This is a genomic window from Clostridium sp. KLE 1755 (genome assembly GCF_000466465.2).
Taxonomy (GTDB): domain Bacteria; phylum Bacillota; class Clostridia; order Lachnospirales; family Lachnospiraceae; genus Eisenbergiella; species Eisenbergiella porci.
The window spans coordinates 98,845-117,195 of sequence record NZ_KE992777.1 but is presented as its reverse complement, the minus strand read 5'-3'; the positions used below and the strand labels follow the sequence as shown (position 1 = coordinate 117,195).

At 45.9% G+C, this 18,351-nt stretch carries 13 protein-coding genes, 3 tRNA genes and 1 other annotated feature; of the genes, 3 read left to right on the top strand and 13 right to left on the bottom strand.

The features are described 5' to 3' along the window. Positions 1 to 232: 232 nt before the first annotated feature. From HMPREF1548_RS26080 to HMPREF1548_RS26070, 4 genes are all read right to left on the bottom strand, one after another. Entirely contained in the window at positions 233 to 1,105 is an 873-nt protein-coding gene (locus tag HMPREF1548_RS26080; protein ID WP_021639793.1) for an alpha/beta hydrolase, read from the bottom strand. A gap of 219 nt (positions 1,106 to 1,324) precedes the next feature. Continuing rightward, positions 1,325 to 1,408: transfer RNA gene (locus HMPREF1548_RS26075), tRNA-Leu, on the bottom strand. Positions 1,409 to 1,627: 219 nt separating this feature from the next. After that, the gene (locus HMPREF1548_RS29715; protein ID WP_021639792.1) at positions 1,628 to 1,780 is read right to left on the bottom strand and encodes a class I SAM-dependent methyltransferase; all 153 of its coding nucleotides are present in this window, start codon (positions 1,778 to 1,780) and stop codon (positions 1,628 to 1,630) included. Between the two features lie 101 nt (positions 1,781 to 1,881). After that, complete coding sequence (locus tag HMPREF1548_RS26070) at positions 1,882 to 2,610, bottom strand: SDR family NAD(P)-dependent oxidoreductase (protein ID WP_286138216.1); 729 nt, start codon at positions 2,608 to 2,610, stop codon at positions 1,882 to 1,884. 227 nt (positions 2,611 to 2,837) lie between these two features. Between HMPREF1548_RS26070 and HMPREF1548_RS26065 the strand changes: the two genes are divergently transcribed. Then, entirely contained in the window at positions 2,838 to 3,971 is a 1,134-nt protein-coding gene (locus HMPREF1548_RS26065; RefSeq protein ID WP_021639790.1) for a zinc ribbon domain-containing protein, read from the top strand. A gap of 1,061 nt (positions 3,972 to 5,032) precedes the next feature. Here HMPREF1548_RS26065 and HMPREF1548_RS26060 read toward each other — a convergent pair. Next, a tRNA-Leu gene (locus HMPREF1548_RS26060) sits at positions 5,033 to 5,117 on the bottom strand. Positions 5,118 to 5,227: 110 nt separating this feature from the next. Further along, the gene (locus tag HMPREF1548_RS26055; protein WP_286138215.1) at positions 5,228 to 6,208 is read right to left on the bottom strand and encodes an alpha/beta hydrolase; all 981 of its coding nucleotides are present in this window, start codon (positions 6,206 to 6,208) and stop codon (positions 5,228 to 5,230) included. Between the two features lie 345 nt (positions 6,209 to 6,553). On the opposite strand from HMPREF1548_RS26055, the gene HMPREF1548_RS26050 reads away from it, so the two are divergent. Beyond that, the gene (locus tag HMPREF1548_RS26050; RefSeq protein ID WP_021639787.1) at positions 6,554 to 7,162 is read left to right on the top strand and encodes a TetR/AcrR family transcriptional regulator; all 609 of its coding nucleotides are present in this window, start codon (positions 6,554 to 6,556) and stop codon (positions 7,160 to 7,162) included. Between the two features lie 325 nt (positions 7,163 to 7,487). On the opposite strand, the gene HMPREF1548_RS26045 is transcribed toward HMPREF1548_RS26050, so the two are convergent. Together HMPREF1548_RS26045 and HMPREF1548_RS26040 are read right to left on the bottom strand one after the other, a co-directional pair. Next, positions 7,488 to 7,775, bottom strand: a complete 288-nt coding sequence (locus HMPREF1548_RS26045) for a hypothetical protein (RefSeq protein ID WP_021639786.1) — start codon at positions 7,773 to 7,775, stop codon at positions 7,488 to 7,490. 283 nt (positions 7,776 to 8,058) lie between these two features. Then, positions 8,059 to 11,214, bottom strand: a complete 3,156-nt coding sequence (locus tag HMPREF1548_RS26040; protein ID WP_035324108.1) for an alpha-mannosidase — start codon at positions 11,212 to 11,214, stop codon at positions 8,059 to 8,061. Positions 11,215 to 11,438: 224 nt separating this feature from the next. Between HMPREF1548_RS26040 and HMPREF1548_RS26035 the strand changes: the two genes are divergently transcribed. Further along, a tRNA-Leu gene (locus HMPREF1548_RS26035) sits at positions 11,439 to 11,522 on the top strand. Between the two features lie 118 nt (positions 11,523 to 11,640). Here HMPREF1548_RS26035 and HMPREF1548_RS26030 read toward each other — a convergent pair. The 5 genes from HMPREF1548_RS26030 to HMPREF1548_RS26010 form a co-directional block, all read right to left on the bottom strand. Next, the gene (locus HMPREF1548_RS26030; protein ID WP_157065735.1) at positions 11,641 to 12,999 is read right to left on the bottom strand and encodes a metallophosphoesterase family protein; all 1,359 of its coding nucleotides are present in this window, start codon (positions 12,997 to 12,999) and stop codon (positions 11,641 to 11,643) included. Between the two features lie 46 nt (positions 13,000 to 13,045). Beyond that, positions 13,046 to 14,320 (bottom strand): DNA polymerase Y family protein, encoded by a 1,275-nt coding sequence (locus HMPREF1548_RS26025; RefSeq protein WP_021639782.1) that lies wholly within the window; start codon positions 14,318 to 14,320, stop codon positions 13,046 to 13,048. Positions 14,321 to 14,332: 12 nt separating this feature from the next. Then, a complete protein-coding gene (locus HMPREF1548_RS26020; protein WP_051358483.1) occupies positions 14,333 to 15,301 on the bottom strand; it encodes an alpha/beta hydrolase in 969 nt (322 codons plus the stop codon). 240 nt (positions 15,302 to 15,541) lie between these two features. Beyond that, entirely contained in the window at positions 15,542 to 16,927 is a 1,386-nt protein-coding gene (locus HMPREF1548_RS26015) for a TrpB-like pyridoxal phosphate-dependent enzyme (RefSeq protein WP_021639780.1), read from the bottom strand. Positions 16,928 to 17,118: 191 nt separating this feature from the next. Continuing rightward, positions 17,119 to 17,402 (bottom strand) — a binding site (T-box leader). A gap of 73 nt (positions 17,403 to 17,475) precedes the next feature. Continuing rightward, the gene (locus HMPREF1548_RS26010) at positions 17,476 to 18,300 is read right to left on the bottom strand and encodes an MBL fold metallo-hydrolase (RefSeq protein WP_021639779.1); all 825 of its coding nucleotides are present in this window, start codon (positions 18,298 to 18,300) and stop codon (positions 17,476 to 17,478) included. Between the last annotated feature and the right edge of the window lie 51 nt (positions 18,301 to 18,351).

Genomic DNA, 18,351 nt, shown 5'->3' with positions numbered 1-18,351 from the left:
TACAGTCTTCCTCCCCGAAAGTCCGCTCTTTCGTACAGCCGGCATGTCCGTTGTGCCGGTATATAAAAACCACGCTTCCTTCCTGCCGCCGATTAAAAGCAAGAAACAGCCCCTAACCTTAGTCGATTGTACTTTATTCCATTCCCGCTGTCAAATACTTTTCCTGTCAGCCGCCGCGCTTTTATATATGACGCTGTTTTATAAATGTATCTCTTTTATAAACGCCTTTGTATTATAAACGTCTCTCTTTTATAAATGTCTCCATAATATCAAGTATCCGATCTGTCCAGAAGACCGCTCCTCCATGGCCGCCGCCCTCCAGTTCGTAATAGACCACATCCTTCCCGGCTCCTTTAAGCAGCGCAAACAGCTCCCGGCTGTGTTCCACAGAAACCTGCACGTCATCAATTCCATGAAATAACAGCACCGGCGGCAGTTTGGCAGCTTCGGAAATATATTTCCCGCAGGAAGCCGCTTCCGCCAGCTCCGGGCTTTCCAGGACCTCCTTCACTCCCAGCAGATCCCTGGTAGGCCTGAAGTTCTCCGGAAATCCGGGCGGCAGAGGCTCTTTGGCACATTTCATGATATTCGAAGGAGCCGACTGCGCAATCACACCCTTTATCCGACAGGGAGTCTCCTGATACAGGAGCGTATCAAATATCCCCTGCGCTTCTGTAAAAGCCGTCATCAGGGCAATATGGCCGCCTGAAGAGTTTCCGGCAATAAAAATCCGTTCCGTATCTATATGGTAGTCCTCTGCCCTTGCCGCCAGAAACCGGAGCGCCGCCTTCGCGTCCTCCACCTGGGCGGGAAAAGGGGCAATCGTTGACTCCCGAAACTGAAGTATAGCCGTAACTATACCTCTTTCCGCCAGCCTGGAATAAGCAGGCAGGCTGTTATATACTTCCTGACGGTACCACGCGGAACCGGGTATGAATAAAACCAGCGGAAAGGTTTCTTCCGCCGCCAGCTTCTGTCGATAGGGTATAAAAAGCTGCAGGCAACGTTTGCAGCCGTCGTAATCCGCATATACCTCGTCAGGCACATAAAGCCATTCCAGATCATCACATTCTATCTTCAATTTCTGATATTCCTGATTCGCCATTGTTTTTCCTCTTGATATTCCAATCAATTTACTGTTTCCCGGCTGAAACCATTCTCCGCCAAATGTATCGCCGCTTCAGAGAAGTTGATGCCGTATTACTGCAATGCAGCCAAAAATAGTGCCGGAGCATTGACGCACCGATGTACAGCTCATCTGGCAGGAGTTTTAAACAAAGAAAAAACGGAAAGTCTTCTTCAAACTTTCCGTTCTATCATTCAGTGCAGGAAAAGAGACTTGAACTCTCATGGTATTGCTACCACACGGACCTGAACCGTGCGCGTCTGCCAATTCCGCCATTCCTGCGCGACAAAATGTATTTTATATGATCTGAGATAAAATGTCAATACATTAAAATAATTTTTTTGCATAAAAATTATTTTAATTTTTTACGGTATTTTTATCCTGAAAATATTACAAAAGGAACTCTGATAATCAACGGCACTTTGTTCCTCCTTGCCCAGCCCGTATAAACTGGCTGTGTAACTGCGAATAAGGTGTTTTTCAAGATACCCACGGCTATGGTCAGGGTTTTCTTACAAAAATACTCGCTGAATACGGACAGTGTTCGTTTACATCCATTTCCACAAATTCCTCAATGGCTTTTTGTGTTTTCTCAACTGCGGACGGCGCAATATCAACACCGTGATAATGGTCGCCCAGTTTAGATAAAATCACACAGCCGCCCCTTCACCACAAGTGTTGTTTTCTTGCGCCGAACAGTATAAATTTTTTAATCCTTTTTTCCCAGACATGCTTCATATATATTTGAAGATAACTTATACAGTTTTAAACAAATCAATAGATTGACCTACCATATAATCCGGGGCATCGCAAAGCAAGAAAAAAACAGCACCCACTATATCATTCGCACTTCCCATTTTCAGATTATCTTTATCCATTGAATGGTTATATCTTCTCTGTCCAGGTGTATCAAGCATTCCCGGTGAAATCGCATTTACCTGTATTCCAAACTTTTCTGCTTGTATTGCTGCTGTTTTCGTCAATGCAATAATAGCTGCTTTTGCAACCGCATATGCTCCCATAGGTGATGCAATCCTACCCATTCTGGAAGATATATTTATTACCTTGCCGCTCCCTTTCTTTATCATTTCTGGAAGTACTTTATTTATACACAAAAATGTTGTATTCAAATTGGTATTTAATATATGATTCCATTGGTTTATATCCCAATCCCAAATATCCAAAGGCTGTTTTCCATGACAATAAGTATACATCTCAGCAGAATATCCTCCTGCATTATTAATTAGATAATCAATGCGGCCTTCCTTTTCAACTATATACGAAATCATTTTATCGACATTGTCTTCATTTGTTAAATCCGCTTCATATTCGAATAAAAGACCACGCAAGGCTTCGTTTTCATTAATAACAGCCACTAATTCATCCTTATGTCTTGAAACAATATATACTTTTGCACCTTCTTTAGCTAAAGCAATAGCAATCTCTTTACCAATACCTCTGCTTGCACCAGTTACTATTGCCACCTTATCATGTAACCTCATAATTTACTTATGTAATGTATTAATTAAAATACATATACTTCCCCTTTCACTATTTTTGCTGGCTTCACATTAATTATACTTCATTGCACCCACAACTTGCAATTATACTTTTCTGCAATAACACCGGATGTCAGGAACATAATTCACTGGCCTATTTTCTTCTGTAGTAATATAATAATGAAATATACTGAAGGTTATGGAGGTGTCGTATGTATTGTCAACAGTGTGGAAAACAAATACTGGATAATTCAAAGTTCTGTAGTTTTTGTGGGGTTCGTGTAAACGGCAGTAACACCAACGAAAAGCCACCATTTGTTGAAAAGTCTGTTGTAAACCAGCGAAAACTTGAACAGGATACAAGAAAGGGAACTCTTGTATATTTACATGATATATTATCCATGGAATTCAGCGTCAATAAGCTAGAACATGCGCTAGAAAACAAACAACCCTTAATTACTATTCATGATAACTGGTTCCTTTGTAAATGTTTTACCTTTAACCGCCGTATTAATGGCATTCCTAATAATCCTTTTTTCCTTCCTAAATGGGGAATATATTTATCGTATTCATATAAGCTAAATAAGTACTATTACTCATTTGATGAAGGCATTACTCCCTGTTTTACCGATATTCAGAAAAATACAGTTGAGTATCAATTTGATAATCCTTGCAAGTTTGAATTAACTCAAAAAGAACGCGATATGCTTTGCACACCCCCTGTATTAGAGAAAAGATTGTTTTCTAGCTACTATGCAATAGTCAATCGTGATTCTACTTTTTGGTCAGATGATGCTATAGTTACTTGTAATGGAGATCAAATAGAAGTTTTCTCTCAAATTAAACCAATTATTGAACAATTTGAAGATTTGGTGAGAGAAAGAGAAGATGCATATCAGAAACAATTGCCTGAACTCAAGAGAGAAATTGAGGAAATAGAAAAGGAATTAAGTGATGCAAAAAGAATATTAGCTAACTTATATGAAATGAATTTGATTCCTTCCAAGTATCGAAATATTGGATGCGCATATTTTATTCATGATTTTTTTTCTACATCAAGTGTGCCCTTAAACAATGTTTTTTTACATTTGGACTTGGATAAAATTCAGTCTGAATTAGATACAGTTATCAACAATCAAAGAGATAGTGTACTTCAGGAAGCGATAATCATTTCACAAAATGAAGAGATAATTTCGCAGAATCAGAAAGTATTTAATGAATTATCTGATATGAACACTACCCTGGACAATATACGTGAAAGTGACATAGAAACATCAAAATGGGCGAGAATCGCTGCTCTTTCTGCCGATACTTGTGCATGGATTAGTTTAGCAAACTATATTTGAATATAGATAAATTAATGAGTAAATATTTTTTACTTAAGTTAAATAGAGTATTTCACAATATTCTAATTTAGACGGCTACAAGTTCGGGATTACAACCGATGGCAAGCCTGGTTATATTCCTCCAGGAGGTGCAGATACAGTAATCCCTTTTAAATTATTAGATATTATTGATTTGGGAACAGGTATAAGTTTTGATATTGCGCAGTATAATAGCTATAGTAAGTTTACGGTTGACAATTTTTTTACATCGTCTCTTGAAAACGATAATTTGCATGGAGGTCCTGTAATCAATACCGATAATTATGTGGCGATATACGGAAAGACTTTTTTACATAAAAGTTATGACGTTTCCCAAGGTGTCCTAACAGCTAAACAGGTATTAGAAGTTTAAAGAAGTTAGTAGATGATGGAATTATTACAGAAACAGAATTTGAAAAAACAATTATTAGGATTGTAAGAGGCAACTGTGGCACTGTTAAATGAGAAAGAGCCGTATTATGGGGCTCCTTTTTTGATAAGTACATAACATTGTGATAGTTGTGGAGACAATGGTAATATAAATGATTTTTACAAAAGGATTATGGATAACACCGTAGTCCTTTTTTATATGGGAAAATCAGCGGATTTGAATTGAGTAAGGAAAATGATGCACTTTTATAGTTCAAGATAAATATTAAAATACGGTGTTACATCACATGTCCCTCCAGCTAAATGTCCATAAGAACCTGAGGTAATGGATGTATTGTTTGCTGCGAAGGATAAAATCACCGTTTGAGAATTATATGTTAAGCCGGATAATGGATAGAAATTTTTTGATGCTGGATCTCCGTGTTTATCACTTGCCGTTCCCCAAGAAGAAATACAAGTAAATGTGATTAAGTGCAAAAATAAAGTTATCTATTGTTAACGAATTATAATTAGTTGCAAAAGTTTTTATATCAATTGATTGTGCCCCAGTCACATCTGAGACTATAAGTTTTGCAAATGCTTTAAAAGGGTATACGATAACAAAAAATGAGAAGCTTCAGTAAAACCAAAGCTTCTCACTTATAACTCTATAGTGCGGAAGATGGGACTTGAACCCACACGAGCGCATTGCCCACAAGATCCTTAGTCTTGCTCGTCTGCCAGTTCCGACACTTCCGCATGCCTGCATCAGAACGTGTTCCGTGCTGCAAGAGATATATTACCATCTTAAGAAGGATACGTCAAGATACTTTTTTCTATTTTTTTAATTTTTTTTGCAAATAATATTTTTAAGTGTAATTCGCCATCAATCTTCTGTTAGAATTCTCATCCGACAGCTCATTTTTTCCTTTCAATATATCCTGAATTAAAATCTGAATGGCGTGTTCGGATTCCTCCCACAAAGGACTGTGGGCAGAATTTTCAAATGTGTAAAAACCTTTCATCGGTGCTTCAATCATGGTAAAATATTCTTTCTGCAAATCGTAACAACAGGTGTAATCATAGCTGCCGCCAAAGAAATATATGGGGATTTCAAGGGACGGCACTTTGTCATATGCATTAAACCTCATACTCTCAGCACCGACCGGAGAAGCTGATACAAGCTTTTTCCCCCGCCAGATGTTAATTCGTTCCATCGGTGTATAAGCTTTACATCTCAGACTGGGTAAAAAAATTCCTGTAATAACTGAGTCCATAGTGTGCGTGGTGCCCACACCAAGCGCGTGCATGGCATTATCCCGTAGTGACGACTTGCAATACTCTTTGTAAACACTGTCAGAGGACGCAATTGGATACTTTTCAAAGTCTCTGACCATTTTCAAATTTCCCACCTGACGGTAGTGATCAAGCATATAATCATATGCAATTATCTCTGATTCCGGTTGATTTACAATCTGTGCCATAGCAATATAAGCGTGATAAAATTCAGGGTGTTCATATGCTGCCTGAATGCCGATAAAGGTACCAAAGGAATGACCTAAAAGATAAATTTTCTCCTGGGAGAACCGTTTTCTCAGATATTCCGTTACAGCCGCCACATCAGATAAATAACATTCCGTTGTCAACGTACCAGCATCTAATTGGGGATGATAAGAAATTGATGTTCCCCGATATTCCAGATAACACACCACAAACTCATCGGCCAGCTTAGAAGGGTACAGATATTCCAAAAGATATTCCGGAATACCAGGTCCGCCGCCAAGAAAAAGCAAGATGGGATTTGACCTGTTCTTTCCGGTTATGAGCATTCCGATTTGTGTTCCGTCCACATCAATATATGTTTTTTCCGTAATGCTGTCCGGAATAACATTACCGCTGTCATCATAAAATAACGGCAGTTTTCCCGGACTGGGCGGGAGGAAAGCCCAAAAAATCATAGCAATCCCTAATATAATAATCCACACCGCTCTTTTTCCCCTTCTTCTTTTCTTTGCCTTTTTCATTAAATACATTCTGCGCTCTCCTGAATTGTCGCCAAAAATACTGAACTAAAGTTCACTTTAATAATAAGCCCTTCAACCCCTCATGTCAACATAATCTGAATTTTAGTTCACTTTTTTCATGAGCGATGTTATACTGATCATGCTTTATATTATTATCGGGGAGAAAAAAGAATGGGCACGAAGCGAAAAGTACAGCAGCGTACTGTAGAAAGCAAGAAAAAACTTCTGGATTCAGCTTATACACTTTTTGCTGAAAAAGGATATTACAATACAAATACAAAAGAAATCGTACATTATGCAGGCATTTCTATCGGTAATTTTTATAACTATTATCAGGATAAAGGTGATATTTATTGCGCCTTATTAGAGGAATACTGCAGCAATTCCCGCAAAGCAATGTCAGAACTGACCAGCCAAATGACAGCTTTTGAAACGCCTGCCTCCTGCAGGGAATTTCTACTGACCTATTTAAAACAGCTGCTGGAACGTTTTAATGGCACAAATAAGTTTTTTGAGGATTCTGCAGTGATTGCCAAAGAAAATGAACGGGTACGGTCCATCCTTTCTGAAACAGAAGAATGTATAATCTCCATGATGGAAAATTTCTTAAAAAAGCGGTATCCGGATAGACAGGAGGATTTTTATATCAGGGCCAGAATGCTTTACATGATTACCGACAGAGTTTCAAGGGACATACTCTGCGTCGGTACAGCACGGCAAAAGAAGGATTATATGGAGTTGCTTGCGGACGAAATTCTGCATTATACTTTTGAGCTATAGTTATCCGGGCAGAGCCCGCGGTAATTTTGCTGTAGGACTCATACATCGTTTTTATCCACTGCTTTCCGGTCGCCAGGACACCAATCAGACACAAAAAAATACAAAGAGACAGCCTTATAAGTCATAGACCACAAGCACTGCCTCTTTATTACCTAAACAATAACTCTTAAAAGATCCGGCCAGGTAATCATAGCACCTGGCTATAGTTAATCTCCGTTCCTGTTTATTGAACTAAAATAATTAAGCACAATTTACTATCACTGAACCAAATAATTTTTTTGGGACAAATATCTTTTATTTAAAGGTCATCAATATCTTAATATAATTAAAAAGCACCCTTAAACACAATATATGCCCAAAAACATAATCCTATTACAGTAAGGATTACAAAAAACTGCAACATGCTTTTAATAGATTTCATAAGACTCGTCCTTTGAGTGCTAAGCAATAGCATTATCTCATTTTCAGATAGATTATTATCATTCACTTTCCTTTTAATATTATTTGAATCTGTTATTGTCATATCGTCATCATTTATTACTTCATTATCGTCATAGCAAACAGAATAAATCTCAAGGTCCACGAGTTCTTGAATTAACTTTTGATTTTTCATTATTACTCCTTTTTCATTATTTTATAATTTTATATTAAATAAGTCTTATCATATTTACCAATCATTTCAATAATTGTTGATATGAAATGTTTTTTTACTTTCCGATAGTGAGAATCCAAATTTAACAGTCTAAAAAATCTAGTCAACTCATTAATAATCATAAATACCATATAAAGATATAATTATAAATCACCGCTAAGCCTATGTAAAACACAGACAAGGAGCAGAACTCACAAGTCCGGCTCCTTGTCTCTTGTTCTTTTTTCTAAAGCTCTACAGTTCTTTATTTCCCTGCTCTTTTAAGTCTTACAGTCTTCACCTCAAAGGCCCTGAAATCCAGCAGCATATCTCCGTTTTCCATCACAGCCTCTTCCTGCACATTTTCCAGCATATCGCACAGGTAAGCGCGGCAGCCTTCCAGTTCTACATGAACTCTTGCCGTAACCGCCGCTTTCTTGGATTCATAAAGTCTGAGGATAATATCGCCGCTTCCGTCCTCCGCAGGCTTCATGGTATCCAGAATAATATTTTCCTTATCGATGGATGCCAGGCTGAAGCTCTCGCAGGCTCCGGGCATGGTCAGCGCGGGGACATTCAGCTCATAACCCTGGCGCACCACATCGCAGTCCGTAAAGGAACCTTCCCAAGCGGTAAACGCATAGGTAAACTGATGTACTCTGTTGTCCGCGCGCATTTCCGGCGCGGAAGGCGCACGCAGCAGCGTCAGCTCCAGGCTGTTTCCGTTCATGCTGATACCATACTTGCAGTCGTTCAGTACTGCCGCCCCGTGGGAGCCGTCACACAGCGCGCTGTAGCGGTGGTTGCAGACTTCAAAGCGATCCTTGTCATAGGCTTTTGAACGGTGGGCAGGTCTTTCCACGTAACCAAACTGCATTTCATTGATGCCGTTTTCCGCATATACCTGCACGGGGAATGCGGTTTTCCACAGACGGTGAAGCTCCTTCCAGTCCACCTCGGTATCGAATACCAGCCTTCTGCTATCCGCAGCCAGGCGGATATACTGTGTATAAGAGGATTCGCTGATACGGCCGGTCACCTTCAGGATGGCTTCCAGGCCCTGGGACTGGATTTCCACCTTCACATCCACAGCTGCTTCCACTTCCTGTTCACGGTAGTTGGAATCAATATCCCAGGCGTCAAAAAGGCGGGGGACATCCTTATACAGGTGGAAACGGTTCATGGATTCTGCCGCAAACTCCCTGCCGGATTCCTTAAGGATAAAGGAGATCACCTCGCCGCACCTGTTTACGCAGGCCCTGATTTGCGTATTTTCCATCAGGAAGCCGTCTTCTGTTTCCATAACGGATGCCGCAGGGTTCTCTTCTGTTACAGCCGCTATGTATTCCGCTGCCGCAGGCTGCGTGGCTGGAATCAGGGTAACAGCGCCGCAGGAAGGAAGTTCAACCAGCGCCTTTACCGTTCCGTCCATCACCTGGACAGGCACCTTACGGCCGTCTGCCGTTTCTGCACCTGTTGCAAAGGCCTCCGGTAGCGTTACCAGCGCTTTCCTGCCAAAGCTCAGGGAGTTGAATACCGTAACCGAGTCTTCGCTGCCGTTAAGAACTGTCTTTACTGCATTTTGGGTAATATCCGCCGCTCCCTTAAGGATCTCTGTAAAGGCCTCTTCCGCCTCCACATAAACCCTCGCGATGGAGGAGCCGGGAAGGATGTCGTGGAACTGATGCAGGAGCAGCTGTTTCCACAGCGCATCCGCTTTCTCAAGGGGATATTCCCAGCCCCTGGATGCCGCCAGGCAGCTCCACATTTCCATTTCACGCAATGCAAGCTCGCATCTTCTGTTGTTCTTCTTTACCATGGCCTGGGAGGTATAGGTTCCGCGGTGGGCGCTGAAATAAAGCTCTCCCACATAGGTGTTGGCGGGGCCTCCCTGCTCCTGCATTTCCTCGAAGAATTCCCTGGGGCCTTCCATTTTCACCTTCACGCCGCCCTCCAGGTCCTTCTGGCGCAGTGCATATTCCACGTAATCCCTGGACGGGCCGCCGCCTCCGTCCCCGTAGCCGAAGGGCAGGAGGAATGCATCCAGATCCTGGATCTGCGTCCTGTTTTTCCATACCTGGTTGATTTCTTTCGGGTCCGTGCGGTAGGTGTAGCTGGTGGGCAGGAAGGAATCCACGCGGGAGCCGTCCATGCCTTCCCATGTAAAATAGTGATAAGGGAACTGATCCCCTTCATTATAGGACCAGAAAATCTTCTGGGTAACCAGGTATTTTACGCCGCAGCCACGCAGGATCTGGGGAAGGGCCGCCGTGTAGCCAAAGGTATCCGGCAGCCAGAGAACCTGGCTGTCCACACCCAGTTCTTCCTTATAATAACGTTTTCCATGAATCAGCTGTCTGACCAGGGACTCGCCGCTGGTCATGTTGGTATCCGGCTCCACCCACATGGCGCCGTCCGCAATCCACTGTCCTGCGCGGATCGCTTCCTTAATCCGTTCAAACAACTCCGGATAATATTTTCTGCACATTTCATAGGAGGCCGGCTGGCTCTGGATGAATTTATATTCCGGATATTCCTCCAGAAGACGGAGCTGTGCCGCAAAGGTACGCTCGGTTTTCCTGTGGGTTTCCGCCATGGGCCACAGCCATGCCAGATCCAGATGGGCGTTTCCCACCGCGTAAAAAACAGGCATGGTCGAACCGTTAACAGCTTCCATCGCCGGTTTCAGCGCTTCTCTGGCAGCCCGGTAGCTTTCCGTTCTTTTTTCCTTGTCCTGTTCAAAATCCACAATCAGGGTGAACTGCTCCAGCGCCTTTGCGATTTTTGCCGCACGCAGGGAGGTCTCATCCAGAGTTTCCAGCAGCTTGCCCAGTGTATCCACGTCCATGTACAGCTGGTAGGCATCCTCATCCCAGATGCCGTAGGTGCATACTCCCAGCGTCCTTCTTGCCCCTTCCGTCAATGGATCCGTAAAGGAACCGGGAAGCACGGGGCCGGTTGCGCAGCCTCCGTCAGGGCATTCGGGATAATAATGCCCCGCATAGGTCTCCATGAGCACCTCATAGCTCTCTCCGGCTTTTCCCGACCGTGTCAGTGTATTGTCTTCCATGTAATGATGAGGTTCGGATACCCAGTCAGCCCTGTAGGTGCCGAAGGAACGTCCATTGACGAACAGGGTGGATTCCCCGCCCGGCTTCAGATTCATTACAATCCTTTTCCCCTCCGCCCGGCCAGGAAGCTCTATCCGGCTTCTGAACCAGCAGTATTCATAAGTATTCCCCCATGTGAATCCCGGCTGTACCTGCTCAAACGCAAGCCCCAGCGCCTGCTCAGGACTGATGTGCTCCATCGTCCTGTGTCCTTCCCACCGGAACTCTCCCAGCGGTTCGTAAAAATCGTCCTTCAGCGTCCTTATCCAATGCCGGATCCGGCCGCTCCATTCAGAATGCATGACTTTCATTTTTAAGCTCCTTTGCTTTCTCTGATAATTTTCCAGCTGCCGTCCTTTCATGACAGACAGCATTACCCCTCTCCCCTTTTCAGTGAAATAATCGGCAGGGTATGCTTTTGTTATATCAGGTTAAAGAGCTTATGACAATCTATAAAATTTTATTTTTTCTGTAAAAAAAATAAGAATTATGTATTGACATTTTATCTCAGATCATATAAAATACATTTTGTCGCGCAGGAATGGCGGAATTGGCAGACGCGCACGGTTCAGGTCCGTGTGGTAGCAATACCATGAGAGTTCAAGTCTCTTTTCCTGCACTGCTTAAAAGCCGGAACGGTTATTCGTTCCGGCTTTTTTATTGCTTTTTAAAAGGCCCGTCAGGCGGCGCACTTACTGTGCCGGCCTTCCGGACCTTTTGCTCATTTTTGCGATGCATCATTGCAGGTGATCCGCAGCAGTTTCCTCCTGCGCGGCAGGGTCCCGAATGGCTTCCGGCGCATCCCCGGTAACCGTAAGCAGAATTGCCTGCCCCAGATACCCTGGCGGCGCCGTATATTGGACAATTCCGCTGTTTTCCGCCACCACATCCGTCTCCCTCATATGGATATGTCCGGCCAGGACAGCCTTTACCGGGCTTGTGTCTCCCAGTACAAGCTTCATATATTCCAGGGATGCTTCATTCGGGTAAATGCCTCCCACCGCCCCCATTCCCAGCGAAACAGGATTCTTCCATACCTGGGCAGCCTCCCGCACCAGCTTCTCCGCGGCAAAAGGCACATGCTGGAGGATAATCACCGGCTTGCCCTTCTCCAACGCTTTTCTGACCGTCTCCAGCGCCGCGGGATCAATCTGGTTGCTGCTGTCATCCACTCCTAAAAATATAAGCTCCTCATTTTCCAGCACCTGTGCCGCAGGCGTGCCCCGCATAAAGGGAGCCAGGGCCGTCAGATATTCGTTTTTGCCTTTTTCCGTCATATATTCCCAGGGATAGGTCCAGTCATGATTGCCCGGCACATAGAGCACGGGCATTTCCAGTTTCCCCAGGTTTTCTTCCAAAAAGTCCAGATTGGACTGAGACGGGAAATCAATGATGTCCCCGCCGAGCAGCACGCCGTCCACCTTCTGTTCATTGGCATATGCCATCCAGGCCGGAAAGGTTTCTTCAGGCTTCCTTCCCTGTGCATCCAGAAACAGCGTATCTCTTCTGGGAAGCGCATTTTCCAGCTGCTGCTGTGTCTCTTCCCCGTTCAGCGTAATGATATGGGTATCCGAAAGGAACAGATACCGGTAGGCGCCTACCAGTCCGGGGACAATGATGGTCTGTTCCTCCACCTGCAGGGTGGCGGATTTTACTGAATCCTGCCTGTCTTCCTCCGGGCAGGGACCGTTTCCGGCTTCTTCCCTGTCCGTATCCTGCACATTTTCAGCTGCCGTCTCCCTGTTCCCGGCGTTTTCCTCATCCCCGGGCGCTTCCTCCGCAGGTTTTTCTTCCTTATCCGGCAGCAGCTTGTCTTCATTTCTTTCCTTTGCCGCCGGTTCCGCAGGAATCTCCTGCCTGGTTGAAATAATTTCCTCTCCGCCGATATCCTTCAGCTCCGGCTTTCTGTTCCCTGCTTTTTCAGGAGCAGACGTTACCTCTGCGTCAGACTGATTCTTCTTATTCCCCCGATCCGTCATTTCCGGCGCCGCCGCATTATTCCCACAGCCCGCCGTCAGCACCGCCAGCAAAACTGCCAGTAATACCGCTGCCTGAGGCATTCCTCTCCTGAATTTTGATTTCATAAATCTTATCACTTTTTTTCTCCCCGGACGCTTCCTCCCGCCCGTTCTGCCTGACAGCTCATTCTTCCTTCTCCCAGTCCGTGCCTGAAATTGCCTCAGCCCGTTTCTCCTTATTCAGCCCGCGTCCCGTGTGGGCAACATTGCTTTTGAGAAAACTTGCCCTCATGACGGAATCCTCCCCGAATTTGGCGCGGATGCTGTCAATGGCGCGGTCACATTTTTCCAGTTTGTCGTATTTTTCCATATCGAACAGATTATACTGACGGTATTCCTCATGGGAAACCCGGGAGGTGGATACACCAATCAGCCGCAGCGGCCTTCCATCCCACAGCTCGTCATAAAGACGGCAGGCCGCCTCATAGATTTCCTCTGTCACATCCGTTGCGCTGCTCAGCTGCATCTGCCTGTTTCTGTTTTCAAAATTTGACGTACGAAGCGTGATGCTCACACAGCTTATTTTCACATGATCCGCCCGAAGGCGCATGCCCACAGTTTCACACAGGGATAAAAGGATCTGCCTGGCGTACTTCACGTCCGTAACATTTACAGGCGTGGTCATGCTGTTTCCGTAGGCCTTATTGCCTTCCTTTGCTTCCAGTGTGTCCTCTTCCTCACGTCCCCATGCATAATTCCAGATAACCTCGCCATGCTTTTTCATGTGGGCCTTCAGAGCGTCCACATCCGAACGGGCCAGATCTCCTATCGTATAAATTCCCAGGCTGTGCAGCCGGTCCGCAGCTGCTTTTCCCACCAGAAACAGCCTTTCCACCGGGAGCGGCCACATTTTTTCTTCAATTTCCTCCGGGAACAGGGTATGTACCAAATCCGGTTTTTTGAAATCCCCGGCCATTTTGGCCAAAAGGCGGTTGCTGGACACACCGATGTTTACGGTGAAGCCCAGTTCCTCCCGGATCTGATCCTTCAGCTTCCAGGCAAATTCCACCGGATCCCCATAAAGCATCTCATAGCCGGTAAAATCCGCCCAGGCTTCATCAATGCTGTACTGGACCACATGGTCGGAATAGCTTTTCAGCAGCGATATCAGAGCCTTCGAATTTTCCACATACAGATGGAAATCCGGAGGGATAATGATCAGATTCGGGCATTTCTTCCGGGCTGCCACTATCGGCTCCCCTGTCTGAATCCCATATTTCTTGGCCGGCGTGCTCTTGGCAAGCACAATACCATGGCGAGCCTCCTGGTCGCCGCCCACAATGGACGGCACCGTCCTCAGGTCAGGCTCCTCTCCCAGCACATGGCAACGGTATGCCGCGCTCCAGCTTAAAAAGGCGCTGTTAACATCTATATGGAAAATGATCGGTCGTGCACTCATATAACCACACTCTTATTTTTCGTATTTCTTCATAAATCTGAGAACCGTTTCACGATAACGCACCGGCTCCACAAAATTAGAGGTTCCATGGGCCGCTTCCGGCACAATAAGCAGCTCCTTCGGCCCTGCACAGGCAGAATAATTATCCAACGTCATCTGCGTGGGCACGAACTCATCCTTTCCTCCATGGATAAACAGAATCGGAATGCTGCAGTTTTTCAAAATATCCAACGTGGAAACATCCTTATAGCCAAAGCCCGCTTTCTTCCGGTTCACCGCCTCGGTCAGGTTCATCAGCGGAAACAGCGGCAGCTTAAACTGAAGCTGCATCACATGCCTGAAAATATCGTAAGGGCTGGTAAAGCCGCAGTCCGCAATTATACCCCTCACATTCTCCGGCAGGCCCAGCCCCACGGCCATAAGCACCGTTGAACTGCCCATGGAAATTCCTGACATATACAGATTGCAGTCCTTTCCAAAACGGCGCACAGCGTATTCCGCCCACATTTTACAGTCAAACCGTTCCTTAACGCCAAAACAGATATATTTTCCTTCGCTGTCCGCATGGCTTCTCTGGTGGGGCACCAGAAGATGATACCCCTGGTCATGGTAAAATTTAAACAGCCCCGCAAAATCGGAATACCCGTCCGCCCGGTAGCCGTGCATAAGCAAAAGAACTTTATTGCTATCCGTTTGTGCCGGAAGCAGATAGGCTGACAGCCTCAGCCCGTCATAGCTTGTGAGTGTGATTTTTTCCGGCTGCTGAGCCTTAAACCAGGCTATGCCTTCGTCTATCTTATCACGGAAGCAGTCAAAGGTCAGGCCCTGTCCAGCCTTAAGTTCAGGCACTTTTTTCTTTTTCTTCTTCTTTTTTTTCATTCTTACAACGGAATAATTGAAGAAAAAGGCCACGCCGCCGGCCATTACCGCCGCTGGCAGAGCTGCTGCCGCCGCTATCATCCCTGCTTTTTTCCTGTTCAATTAACTTGCCCTCCTTTTTTATGGCAGAAAGTAACGGTTCCGTCCCTTCACAGCTGCGCCAAAGGCCGGACCGCCGCAAACTGCGGTAATATTCTCCCGGCATTTCCGGTAGTCTTTGGTATTCAGTTTATCACTATGCTAAAATCCTTGCAAGCCATCCGTCCGGAATATAAGCCACAAAAAAACGGTGCCGCCTCAATATTGACATGCTGCCAATATATGAGGGACGCCGTTTTTATATCAGATATTATTTCCCGGGAATCTGGGGATTCCGTCGAAACCAGCCTGCAGGTCGGCATCGGTGGGAATATAATCTTTCATTTCTCCATTATGGAATTTCTCATAGGCCACCATGTCAAAGTAGCCGGTTCCGGTAAGGCCGAATACGATGGTCTTTTCTTCTCCGGTTTCCTTGCACTTCATCGCCTCGTCAATAGCTACGCGGATCGCATGGCTGCTTTCCGGAGCGGGAAGGATGCCTTCCACTCTTGCGAACTGCTCAGCCGCTTCGAATACCGCTGTCTGCTCCACGCTGCGGGCTTCGATGTAGCCATCATCGTACAGCTGGGACAGGATAGAGCTCATGCCGTGGTAACGCAGGCCGCCTGCATGGTTGGCGGAAGGGATGAAGCCGCTGCCCAGCGTATACATCTTAGCCAGGGGGCAGACCTTACCGGTATCGCAGAAGTCATATACATATTTTCCTCTGGTAAGGCTGGGGCAGGAAGCAGGCTCTACTGCAATGAATTTATAATCCTTTTCCCCTCTGAGCACCTCTCCCACAAACGGGGAAATCAGGCCGCCCAGGTTGGAGCCGCCGCCGGCACATCCGATGATGATATCCGGCACGATATCGTATTTATCAAGCGCGGTCTTGGTTTCCAGACCGATAATCGTCTGATGAAGCAGTACCTGGGAGAGCACGCTTCCCAGTACGTAACGGTAGCCTTCCTGCTTGGTCGCCGCTTCCACCGCTTCGGAAATGGCACAGCCAAGGCTTCCTGAGGTTCCGGGATGCTCCATAAGAATCTTTCTTCCCACTTCGGTAAATTCGGAAGGGGAAGGGGTAACCTTTGCCCCATAGGTCCGCATTACTTCACGGCGGAAGGGCTTCTGCTCATAGGATACCTTTACCATATATACCTGGCAGTCCAGCCCGAAATAGGAACAGGCCATGGAAAGCGCGGTGCCCCACTGTCCGGCTCCGGTTTCCGTGGTAACGCCCTTCAGTCCCTGCTGCTTTGCATAGTAGGCCTGGGCGATGGCGGAATTGAGCTTGTGGCTGCCGCTGGTGTTATTTCCTTCAAATTTATAATAAATCTTGGCAGGCGTCTGCAGCTTCTCTTCCAGGCAGTACGCTCTTACCAGGGGTGACGGACGGTACATTTTATAAAATTTTCTGATTTCCTCCGGAATGTCGATGTAGGCATCCGTATCATTCAGCTCCTGCTTTACCAGCTCATCACAGAATACAGGACGCAGCTCCTCAAAGGTCATGGGCTGCAGGGTTGCGGGATTTAAAAGCGGCGCCGGCTTATTCTTCATGTCGGCTCTCACATTGTACCACTGCCTGGGCATCTCCGATTCTTCCAGATAGATTTTGTAGGGAATTTCTTTGTTTGCCATAGTTTTATCTCCTTTTCTTAAATAGACAGACAACCTGACAGGGGAAAGCGCCTTCTTCTTAAGGCGGGTTTTTGATAATGAAAGGGGCGGTATCGTTCTGTACGCGAACCAGCGAACCAAGGCTTGATTCCACAGGATCTGATTTCCTGTAAAAACAAAAAACCGCCTCAGGATCTCCCGACAAGGGAAATTCTTGAGGCGGTAATAATCCTATTATCGCGGTACCACTCAAATTGACGCTTCGTCCACTCTTTCCATACGGCCAGGACTGCAATCCTGCCATATGCATGCACAACTATGCACGCCGGTCTGATAACGGGTCCGGATTCCCGCCGGCGCCTACTGGGCAAAATTACCATGTTCAGGCCGGCCTCAAAAGTCCATTCAGCATGAGTTCCTATACCGCATTTCCACCAGCTGCGGCTCTCTGGGATATTTCCTCTTGATGCTTACTACTCTTTCTCACAGGTTTTTTCTTTTCTGTTACTAACTAACTTATAGCAATTTCAGGAATATGTCAATAGGGAATTTATACTTATTGACTGCGCTTACAAAGAAAAATGCTTTCCCGCCTCCGCCATGAGGCAGCTCTTCCCGAATGCCATTTTCATCCGGGCAATGGCCAGTGTCCCGGTACAGTGCAGCGGTATCAGATACGTAAAGCCCGCTTCCTTTAACCCCGTAATGGTTTCCTCCACCCGTTCCTGCGGACAGCCGCGCAGATGCATCCCGGCAAGCAAAGAATAAAGCTTTTCTCCGGGAAAGGTCCTTTTTACCTTTTCCACGCAGCTCAGAATGCCCGGATGGGCGCAGCCGGCAAAAACGGCCAGCCCCTGAGGCGTGCGGATCACAAGAAGCTGCTCATCTTCCATGGTATCCGGCAGATATCTGCCGTTCTGCAGGATACGGAAGGGCTTTTCCCCCATTTCCGAAGGCACTTTGGTGGAAATCTGTCCCAGCAGATAAATACCGGGAAAAATCTCCTCCTGTTCCCAGGTAAATACCAGAGGCAGCCGTTCCAGCTCCTGCGCATCCTCCCGCCAGGGCACGCCGATGCAGCGGTTTCCTTTGCCATCCCCTGCCAGACACCATTTATCCTCCAGAGCCTTTCCGCTCAGATAGACCGGACAGCTGACCTCGCCTGGAAATTCCGGCAGGCCTCCCGTATGATCATAATGCCCGTGGCTTAATACGATGGCATCAAGCCCCTCCAGGCTGATACCCAGCTGTTCTGCATTATGTATATAAACGCCGCTCTGCCCCGTGTCAAACAGGATGCGTTTCCCTCCCTCTTCCACCAGTACCGAAAGGCCATGCTCCGCGAGCAGGCCCCGGCGGCTTACCGTATTTTCCGTTAATACCGTAATTTCCATCCCCGCACCTTCTTTTTCTTTAAAATAATAAAGTTAAATTCTCACTTTACC